This is a genomic window from Amycolatopsis kentuckyensis (assembly GCF_041679295.1).
GTDB classification, from domain to species: domain Bacteria; phylum Actinomycetota; class Actinomycetes; order Mycobacteriales; family Pseudonocardiaceae; genus Amycolatopsis; species Amycolatopsis kentuckyensis_A.
In genome coordinates, this window is record NZ_JBGDMD010000014.1 from 213,158 (window position 1) to 222,568 (window position 9,411).

General features: G+C 70.0%; 6 protein-coding genes. 4 read left to right on the forward strand and 2 right to left on the reverse strand.

Features of this window, described 5'->3' with window-relative positions:
- Window positions 1-2: 2 nt before the first annotated feature.
- Entirely contained in the window at window positions 3-1,463 is a 1,461-nt protein-coding gene (locus ACERZO_RS44170) for a flavin-containing monooxygenase (protein ID WP_372671960.1), read from the forward strand.
- Complete coding sequence (locus tag ACERZO_RS44175) at window positions 1,463-3,121, forward strand: GMC family oxidoreductase N-terminal domain-containing protein (protein WP_372671961.1); 1,659 nt, start codon at window positions 1,463-1,465, stop codon at window positions 3,119-3,121. The genes ACERZO_RS44170 and ACERZO_RS44175 overlap by 1 nt, the downstream gene beginning before the upstream one ends.
- A gap of 4 nt (window positions 3,122-3,125) precedes the next feature.
- On the opposite strand, the gene ACERZO_RS44180 is transcribed toward ACERZO_RS44175, so the two are convergent.
- Entirely contained in the window at window positions 3,126-3,638 is a 513-nt protein-coding gene (locus ACERZO_RS44180) for a CGNR zinc finger domain-containing protein (protein ID WP_372671962.1), read from the reverse strand.
- A gap of 61 nt (window positions 3,639-3,699) precedes the next feature.
- Here ACERZO_RS44180 and ACERZO_RS44185 point away from each other — a divergent pair, with 61 nt between their 5' ends.
- Entirely contained in the window at window positions 3,700-4,842 is a 1,143-nt protein-coding gene (locus ACERZO_RS44185) for an epoxide hydrolase family protein (protein WP_372671963.1), read from the forward strand.
- 57 nt (window positions 4,843-4,899) lie between these two features.
- Here the strand turns inward: ACERZO_RS44185 and ACERZO_RS44190 are convergent, their stop codons facing one another.
- Window positions 4,900-6,384: a chitinase gene (locus ACERZO_RS44190; RefSeq protein WP_372671964.1), complete on the reverse strand. Its 1,485-nt coding sequence runs from the start codon at window positions 6,382-6,384 to the stop codon at window positions 4,900-4,902.
- Window positions 6,385-6,529: 145 nt separating this feature from the next.
- Here ACERZO_RS44190 and ACERZO_RS44195 point away from each other — a divergent pair, with 145 nt between their 5' ends.
- Window positions 6,530-8,917 carry a Tex family protein gene (locus ACERZO_RS44195; RefSeq protein ID WP_372671965.1) on the forward strand — a complete coding sequence of 796 codons (2,388 nt, stop codon included), beginning with the start codon at window positions 6,530-6,532 and terminating at the stop codon, window positions 8,915-8,917.
- Window positions 8,918-9,411: the final 494 nt, after the last annotated feature.

Consider the following 9,411-nt stretch of genomic DNA (forward strand, 5'->3'; position numbering starts at 1 on the left):
TCATGAGTAGTTCGGCGAGCGGACCGTCGGTGCTGATCGTGGGGACCGGCTTCGGCGGCATCGGGACGGCGGTGGAGCTGAAGCGTGCCGGGTTCACCGACTTCACGATCCTGGAGAGCGCGGCCGAGGCCGGCGGCGTCTGGCGGGACAACACCTACCCCGGCGCCGCGTGCGACATCCCGTCGCCGCTGTACTCGTACTCCTTCGAGCCGAACCCGCGGTGGCCGAAGCGGTTCTCGCACCAGCCGGACATCCTGGCCTACCTGCGCGGCGTCATCGTCAAGTACGGCCTCGAGCCGCACATCCGGTACCGGACCGAAGTCACCGGGGCCGCGTTCGACGCCGGCCGCGGCGTCTGGCGCGTCGAAACCACGGGCGAAACGTACGAAGCAAACGTTTTCGTCCCGGCCGTCGGGCAGCTGTCCCGGCCGGTGCTGCCGGACATCCCCGGCCGCGAGAGCTTCGCCGGCGACGCGTTCCACTCCGCGCGCTGGGACCACGGCGTCGAGCTGACCGGCAAGCGCGTCGCCGTCATCGGCACCGGGGCCAGCGCCGTCCAGTTCGTGCCCGAGCTGCGCAAGTACGCGAAGCACGTCACGGTCTTCCAGCGGACGCCGCCGTACGTCATGGCCAAGTCCGACCCGTCGTACCGGCGGTGGCAGCACTGGCTGTTCGAGCACCTGCCGCCCACGCAGCTGCTCGGCCGGCTGCGGATCTTCCTGCTCGCCGAGTACGCGACGTACGCGATGACGAAGCACCCCGTGCTGGCGAAGATGTTCGAACTGCGGACCGCGCAGCTGCGCCGCCGGCACATCAAGGACCCCGAGCTGCGCGCGAAGCTGAAGCCGGCCTATCCCCTGGGCTGCAAGCGGATCCTGTTCACCAACGACTACCTGCCCGCGCTGGCGCAGCCGAACGTCGACGTCGAGACGCGGCGGATCTCGTCGATCACCCCGCGCGGCGTGCGCGTCGAAGACGGGACCGAGCTCGACTCGGACGTCCTGGTCTACGGCACCGGGTTCGCCGCGACGGAGTTCCTCGGCCGGATGAAGGTGACCGGCCTCGACGGCCGGTCGCTGCAGGACGAGTGGGCCGGTGGCGCGCGGGCGTACCTCGGCATGGCCGTGCCCGGGTTCCCGAACATGTTCTGCGTCTACGGGCCCAACACCAACCTCGGCGCCGGGTCGATCATCTACATGATCGAGCGCCAGGCGCGCTACATCCGCCAGGCGGTGGAGCAGCTCGCCCGGCCCGGCGTGTCCTATGTAGACGTCCGGCCGGACGTCGAAGAGCGTTACGACCAAGAGGTTCAGCGGCGGCTGGGCCACAGCGTGTGGAGCGCGTGCACCAGCTGGTACCGCCAGGCCGACGGCCGGGTGACGACCAACTGGCCCGGCCTGGTCACCGAGTACGACCGCCGCACCCGGCGGCTGGATCCCACGGACTTCCGAGTGATGGCGTGATGGACTACGACGTGCTGGTGATCGGGTCCGGGTTCGGCGGCAGCGTCACGGCGCTGCGGCTGACCGAAAAGGGTTACCGCGTCGGCGTGCTGGAGACCGGCCGCCGATTCGCCGACGACGAGTTCGCGAAGACGTCGTGGCGGCTGCGGAAGTACCTGTGGGCGCCCGCGCTGGGCTGTTTCGGCATCCAGCGGCTGACGCTGCTGAAGAACACGTTCGTGATGAGCGGCTCCGGCGTCGGCGGCGGTTCGCTGGTGTACGCGAACACGCTGTACGAACCGCCGGACAAGTTCTACGAAGACCCGCAGTGGGCGCACATCACGGACTGGAAGGACGAGCTGGCACCGTACTACGACCAGGCGAAGCGGATGCTGGGCGTAGTCGAGAACCCGGCGACGACGGCCGCGGACCGGGTACTGTCCGAGGTGGCCGAGGACATGGGCATCGGGCACACGTACCGCCGAACCCCGGTCGGAGTCTACTTCGGACAGTCCGGGGTGGACCCGTTCTTCGGCGGCGCGGGTCCCCTGCGGTCCTCCTGCACGCTGTGCGGCGAGTGCATGACCGGGTGCCGGGTCGGGGCGAAGAACACGACGGTCAAGAACTACCTGTACCTGGCCGAGCAGGCGGGTGCTTCGGTGCACCCGTTGACGACCGCGGTGTCCGTCCGGCCGATTCCCGGCGGCTACGCGGTGGACACGCGGCGGACCGGCGGCATTTCCCGCCGGACGTTCACGGCGACGCAGGTGGTCTTCTCGGCGGCGGCGCTGGGCACGCAGCGGCTGCTGCACCGGATGCGCGACACGGGGACGTTGCCTGCGTTGTCGCCTCGGCTGGGCCTGCTGGCCCGGACGAACTCGGAAGCGGTGCTGGCAGCACGGTCGTTGCGGTCGGACACGGACTACACGCGCGGAGTCGCGATCACGTCGTCGATCCACCCGGACGACGTCACACACGTGGAGCCGGTGCGGTACGGGCGCGGCAGCAACGTGATGGGCCTGATGGCGACGGTGCTGGTGGACGGCGAACCAGGCCGCCGCCGGTGGGTGCTGGGGTTGCGTGAACTGTGGCGTTCGCGGCGCAACCTGCTGCGCATCCACAACCCGCGCCGGTGGTCGGAGCGGATGATCGGGCTGCTGGTGATGCAGACGCTGGACAATTCCGTGACGACGTACACGAAGCGGGGGCTGTTCGGCCGCCGGATGACGACGCGCCAGGGAGCGGGGGCGCCATCGCCGTCGTGGATCCCGGCGGGCCACGAGGTCACGCGCCGGGTGGCGGCGAAGATCGGCGGCCTCCCGCAGGGAGCGTGGACGGACCTGGCGAACATCCCGATCACGGGCCACTTCATCGGCGGCTGCACGATCGGGGACTCGGCTTCCTCGGGAGTGATCGACCCCTACCAGCGGGTGTACGGGTACCCGGGGCTGCACGTGGTGGACGGATCGGCGATCACGGCGAACCTCGGGGTGAACCCGTCGCTGACGATCACGGCGCAGGCCGAGCGGGCGATGGCGTTTTGGCCCAACCGGGGCGAGGCGGACCCGCGGCCGGCGTTGGGGTCGCCGTACCAGCGCGTGGCGCCGGTGGCGCCGAAGAACCCGGTGGTCCCGTCGGAGGCCCCGGGGGCGCTGAGGCTGCCGATCACGCCGGTCTAGGAGGTCAGTCAGCGCGGCGGCGGTACGTGCGCGTCTTGGTGCGGTTGCCGCACGCTTCCATGTGGCACCAGCGGCCGCCGCCGTTGCGGGACGTGTCGTGGAACGCCCAGCGGCAGTCCTCCGCCGCGCACAGCTTCATGCGGTGCCAGCCGCCGGAAGCGACACTCGCCGCCACCGTTTCGACCACCGCGTCGAGGCCGGGCACGCCGCTGACGGCGGTGACCCGCAGCTTCCCGGAGGCGTCCGGGGTCAGCCGCAGCGGAAAGCCGGCCAGGGCTTCCGCGGCTTTCGCGTCGTCCGACAGCGCCGCCCGCAGCGCGGTGCGCAGGGTGACGGCGGCGGTCAGGTCGGCCGGCGAAAGCGGCCGCCCCGCCAGGTCGCGCTCCTCGAGCCAGCCGGACAGATCCTCGACCGAGGTCAGGTGGTCGGCGACCACGTGCTGCCGCCCGTGCCGGCGGAACGTCCGTTCGTCGAGCGTGTTGAGGAACTGCTCGACCAAAGTCAGGTCACCACCCATGACACCAGTGTAACTCGATACCGGTGTTGACGATTTACGACACCGGTTATAACTTTCACTGGTGTCGAATTCCCTCGAGCAGTTCACCGCAGAGACCACCCCGTCGGCGTTCGAAGACCTCCGCGCCCGGTTGCGCGCGACCCGCTGGCCGGACGCGCCCGACGACGCCGGCTGGTCACTCGGGACCGACGTCGGCTACCTCCGCGAGCTCGTCGCCTACTGGGCCGACGGCTTCGACTGGCCCGCACAGGAAGCCGCGCTCGCCCGCCTCCCCCGCTTCCGCACGCCGGTGCGTGGCCTCGGAATCCACTACGTGCACGCGAAGGCGGCGTCCGGGACCGCGTTGCCGCTGGTGCTCGCACACGGCTGGCCGGACTCGTTCTGGCGCTATTCGAAGGTCGTCCCCCTGCTGACCGACCCCGGCGCGCACGGCGCCGACCCCGCCGACGCGTTCGACGTCGTGGTGCCGGACATGCCGGGGTACGGGTATTCGGACCGGCCGGCCACGCCGCTCGACTCGGTCGCCGTCGCCGGGATGTGGGCCGAGCTGATGAGCACGCTCGGCTACGAGCGGTTCGGCGCGGCGGGCGGGGACATCGGCAGCCACGTCGGCCGCTTCCTCGCGCTCGACCACCCCGAGCGGGTGGTGGCGCTGCACCGGATGGACGCGATCGCGCCGACGTTCACCGGCGATCCGGCGGACCTCACGCCGGCAGAACGCGACTGGCTGGCCGCGTGGCCGGCCTGGCGCGCGGCCGAAGGCGCTTATTCGGCGATGCACAGCACGAAGCCGCAGACCGCCGCCTTCGGGCTGACCGATTCACCGGTGGGGCTCGCCGCGTGGATCGTCGAAAAGCTGCGGGCGTGGAGCGACTGCGGTGGCGACGTCGAGCGCAGCTTCACCAAGGACGAGATCCTCACCAACGTGACGCTCTACTGGCTCACCGGGACGATCGGCTCGTCGATGCGGATGTACCACGCGAACACCGGGATCCCGCCCGCGCGGCGCGCCGAGCGCGTCGAGGTGCCGTCCGGCTTTTCGCTGTTCCCCGGCGACATCCTGCCGCCGCCGCGGGCGTGGCTCGAACGGACGGCGAACACCGTGCGGGTCACCGAACCCGAGCGGGGCGGGCACTTCGCGCCGTTCGTAGAGCCCGAGCTGTACGCGGCGGAACTGCGTGAGTTCTTCCGTCCGTACCGCTAGAAACGCGAAGAGGCCCTCCCGGCCGCGCTTGGCAGGAGGGCCTTCCTCAGCGCACGATCAAGGCAGGCCCGCGAGGCCCGCCGAGACCGTGTTGGCGAACGCGTAGCCGTTCGACGCGTCCCAGTTGATCGACCACGTCATCGCGCCCCGGATCGACGGGTACGTCGCCGACGGCTTGAACGAGCCGCACGACGTCCCGCGCGCCAGGCAGTTCAGCGCCGACACCGTGTTGGCCGGGGCCTGGTAGCCGCCGCCGGCCGCCTGGGACGACGCCGGCAGGCCGAGGCCGACCTGGTCCGCGCGCAGGCCGCCCTGGAGCTGGATGCACGCCAGCGCGGTCAGGAAGTCGACCGTGCCCTGGGAGTAGACGTTGCCGTTGCAGCCGTTCATCGAGCCGGAGTTGTAGTACTGCATGTTGACGATCGTCAGGATGTCCTTGATGCCCAGCGCCAGCTGGAAGTAGCCACCCTGCGTGGACTGCATGTCGATCGTCTGCGGCGCCATCGTGATGACCTTGCCGCCGCCGTTGTAGATGCTGCGCAGCGCCTGGCCCATGTAGGTGGCGTTGATGCCGTTCTCGAGGTCGATGTCGACGCCGTCGAAGCCGTAGTTCGAGATCAGCGACTTCACGCTGTTCGCGAAGTTGTTCGCCGACGAAGAGTCGCCGACGCTGATCGTGCCGTTCTGGCCGCCGACCGAGATGATGACCCGCTGGCCGCGCGCCTGGACCGTCTTGATGTCCGCCTTGAACTGCGCGTCCGTGTAGCCGCCGAGCTGCGACGACAGGCCGGAGTCGAGCGTGAAGCTCACCGCGCCCGGCGTGCCCGTGGCGTCCGCGAACGACACCGCGATGATGTTGTACTTCGTCGGGACGTCGGCCAGCTTCAGCGCCTTCGCGCCGTTGTAGAAGTTCTGCCAGTAGCCCGTCAGGACGTGCTTCGGCAGGTCACCCTGCGTGGGCGGCGGCGTGGTCGTCGTCGGCGGGGTCGTGGTGGTCGGGGGCGTCGTCGGAGTGGTCGGCGTCGTGGGCGTGGTCGGCGTCGTCGGCGGCGGGGTGCCCGGGCCGTCGAGGTTGACGTCGTCGGCGTAGTACGTCGGCTGGCCGTACCAGCCGTGCAGGTACACCGTCAGCGATGTGCTCGAGCCGGTCGTGAAGCTCAGCGACAGCTGCTGGTAGCCGCTCGTGCCCGGCGTCCACGTGCTGGTCGTCGCCGAGCCGGAAACGCCCAGGTAGACGTAGCTGCCCTGGACCCACGCCGACAGCTTGTACGCCGTGTTCGCCGAGACGGTGAGCGTCTGCGAGCACTGCGCGTTGTCCGACGACGTCGGCGTCACGTTCAGCGCGCGGCTGCCGCTGTGCACCGGGGTGCTCACCGCGGTCGGCGTGGCGGTGCACGTCCAGCCCGAGGTGCCGGACTCGAAGCCCGGGTTGGCCAGGATGTTCGCCGCCGCGGCGTTGCCGGCGAGGACGAACGTCACGCCGAGACTCAGCGCGACCACGGAAAGCAACGAAAGCAGGGCTAGCCGGACCTTGGGGACCACGGGCGACCTCCACGAAGGTGGTGAGGCAGGTCACCACAAAGTGGACTAGACCAATCTGATTGTCAAGGAGCCCCATCCGAAAGTCGGGGTGGCGGAAACGGCAGAATGAGACGATCGGAACCAGGCGAAGCAGGAGCGTGTTGCAGTGAGCGTGTCGGTCGAGCAGAAGATCGCCGAAGAACTGGGCGTGCGCGAAGGACAGGTCAAGGCCGCCGTCGACCTGCTCGACGGCGGGTCGACCGTGCCGTTCATCGCGCGCTACCGCAAGGAAGTCACCGGCATGCTCGACGACGCGCAGCTGCGCACGCTCGAGGAGCGGCTGCGCTACCTGCGGGAACTCGACGAGCGCCGGCTCGCCGTCCTCGAGTCCATCCGGAGCCAGGGCAAGCTCGACGAGGCTCTCGAGGCATCGATCCTCGCCGCGGACACGAAGTCGCGGCTGGAGGACATCTACCTCCCCTACAAGCCGAAGCGCCGCACGAAGGCCATGATCGCGCGCGAAGCGGGTCTCGAGCCGCTGGCCGACGGCCTGCTGAACGACCCGAACACGGACCCGCAGGCCGCGGCCGCCGTGTTCGTCGACGCGGACAAGGGCGTCGCGGACGCGCAGGCGGCGCTCGACGGCGCCCGCGCGATCCTCGTCGAGCGCTTCGCCGAGGACGCCGACCTCATCGGCGACCTGCGGGAAAAGATGTGGGGCCAGGGTCACCTGGTCGCCAAGGTCCGGGCGGGCAAGGAGGAGGAAGGGGCGAAGTTCTCCGACTACTTCGACTTCTCCGAGCCGTACACGAAGCTCCCCTCGCACCGGATCCTCGCGATGCTGCGCGGCGAGAAGGAGGAGGTCCTCGACCTCACGATGTCGCCGGACGAGCCCACCGACGAGCCGCAGGTCGGCCCGACCGACTACGAGGCGCGCATCGCCGCGAAGTTCGGCATCAAGCAGCAGGGGCGTCCGGGCGACAAGTGGCTCGGCGACACCGTGCGCTGGGCGTGGCGCACCAAGATCCTCCTGCACCTGGGCATCGACCTGCGGATGCGGCTGCGCCAGGCGGCCGAGGACGACGCCGTGCGCGTGTTCGCGTCCAACCTGCGCGACCTGCTGCTCGCCGCGCCGGCCGGCACCCGCGCCACGATGGGCCTCGACCCGGGCTTCCGCACCGGCGTGAAGGTGGCCGTCGTGGACGCGACCGGCAAGGTCGTCGACACCCACGTCATCTACCCGCACCAGCCGGCGAACAAGTGGGACCAGTCGATCGCCGAGCTCGCGGCGCTGTGCGCGCGGCACAAGGTGGACCTGATCTCGATCGGCAACGGGACGGCGTCGCGCGAGACGGACAAGCTCGCGCAGGAGCTGATCAAGAAGCACCCTTCGTTGAACCTGACGAAGGCTGTGGTGTCCGAGGCGGGCGCGTCGGTGTACTCGGCGTCGGCGTTCGCTTCGCAGGAGCTGCCGAACATGGACGTCTCGCTGCGCGGCGCGGTCTCGATCGCGCGCCGGCTGCAGGACCCGTTGGCCGAGCTGGTGAAGATCGACCCGAAGTCGATCGGCGTCGGGCAGTACCAGCACGACCTGTCCGAGGTTTCGCTGTCGCGCTCGCTCGACGCGGTGGTCGAGGACTGCGTGAACGCGGTCGGCGTCGACGTCAACACGGCGTCCGCTCCCCTGTTGACCCGGGTCTCGGGCATCACGACCGGGCTCGCGGAGAACATCGTGGCGCACCGCGACACGAACGGCCCGTTCCGTTCCCGGACGGCGCTGAAGGAGGTCGCGCGGCTCGGCCCGAAGGCGTTCGAGCAGTGCGCGGGCTTCCTGCGCATCCCGGACGGCGACGACCCGCTGGACTCGTCGTCGGTGCACCCGGAGGCGTACCCGGTCGTCCGGCGGATCCTCTCGAAGACGGGCACGGACCTGCGTTCGCTGATCGGCAACACGCGGACGTTGTCGTCTCTTCGCCCCGCGGAATTCGTGGACGAGACGTTCGGTCTCCCGACGGTCACGGACATCCTGGCCGAGCTGGACAAGCCGGGCCGCGACCCCCGCCCGGCGTTCAAGACGGCGACGTTCGCCGAGGGCGTGGACAAGATCGGCGACCTCAAGCCGGGCATGCGGCTGGAGGGCGTGGTGACGAACGTGGCCGCGTTCGGCGCGTTCATCGACGTCGGCGTGCACCAGGACGGCCTGGCCCACGTTTCGGCGCTGTCGAAGAACTTCGTGAAGGATCCGCGGGAAGTCGTGAAGCCCGGGGACATCGTGAAGGTCAAGGTTCTCGATGTCGACGTGCCGCGGAAGCGGATCTCGCTGACGCTGCGGTTGGACGACGAGCCGGGTGCCCCCGCGGGTAACCGCGGTGGTGGCGGCGGCGGTCGTGATCGAGGTCAGCAGGGTGGCGGCGGTCAGCGTCGCGGCGGGTCCGGCGGCTCGGGTGGCGGTGATCGGCGTGGTGGCGGCCGGGACCGCGGCGGCAACTCCGGCGGCTCCGGCGGCAACGGCTCGATGGCGGACGCCTTGCGGCGCGCCGGGTTCGGCAAGTAGGACGGTCCGTGGAGGCCTCCTCACCGGCTCTTGTGACCGGCGAGGAGGCCTTCACGGTTTTCGGGTTGTCCACAGGGATGTCGCGATGTGGACAACTGCGGGGCTCGGCGGCTTGAACGCCGGTTTCGTCGGTGGGCGCGGATAGACTGGACCAGGGACAGCCCCCTGGGAGTGGCGGGGCCACTCCTGGGGAGATCTTCGCCGGCAGCGCAGGAATGCACCGGCTCAGCGGAGCGCGACCAGGCCGATGGCGAACAAGGCCGCCGGGACGCCGAGTTTCGGTGGTCATCAACGACTCGTTCATCGCATCCGGCGAGGTGAACGACTCGTCTTCATGACGTCACCGGCCCCCGAACCGGCCGTACCGATCCGGGGGCCGGGACCCTGACGTCGGACGCGACGAACGACCCGTTCATGCCAACCGCCGCCTGAACGACTGCCCACCGCCTCACCCCAAAAGCCGACACCGAAGGCGAGAGGCCCCCGAGAACGGG

Bases quoted from the DNA above. Each gene is read 5' to 3' on its own strand.
- ACERZO_RS44170 (WP_372671960.1), top strand. From the start codon at position 3: ATGAGTAGTTCGGCGAGCGGACCGTCGGTGCTGATCGTGGGGACCGGC.
- ACERZO_RS44175 (WP_372671961.1), top strand. From the start codon at position 1,463: ATGGACTACGACGTGCTGGTGATCGGGTCCGGGTTCGGCGGCAGCGTC.
- ACERZO_RS44180 (WP_372671962.1), bottom strand. From the start codon at position 3,638: ATGGGTGGTGACCTGACTTTGGTCGAGCAGTTCCTCAACACGCTCGAC.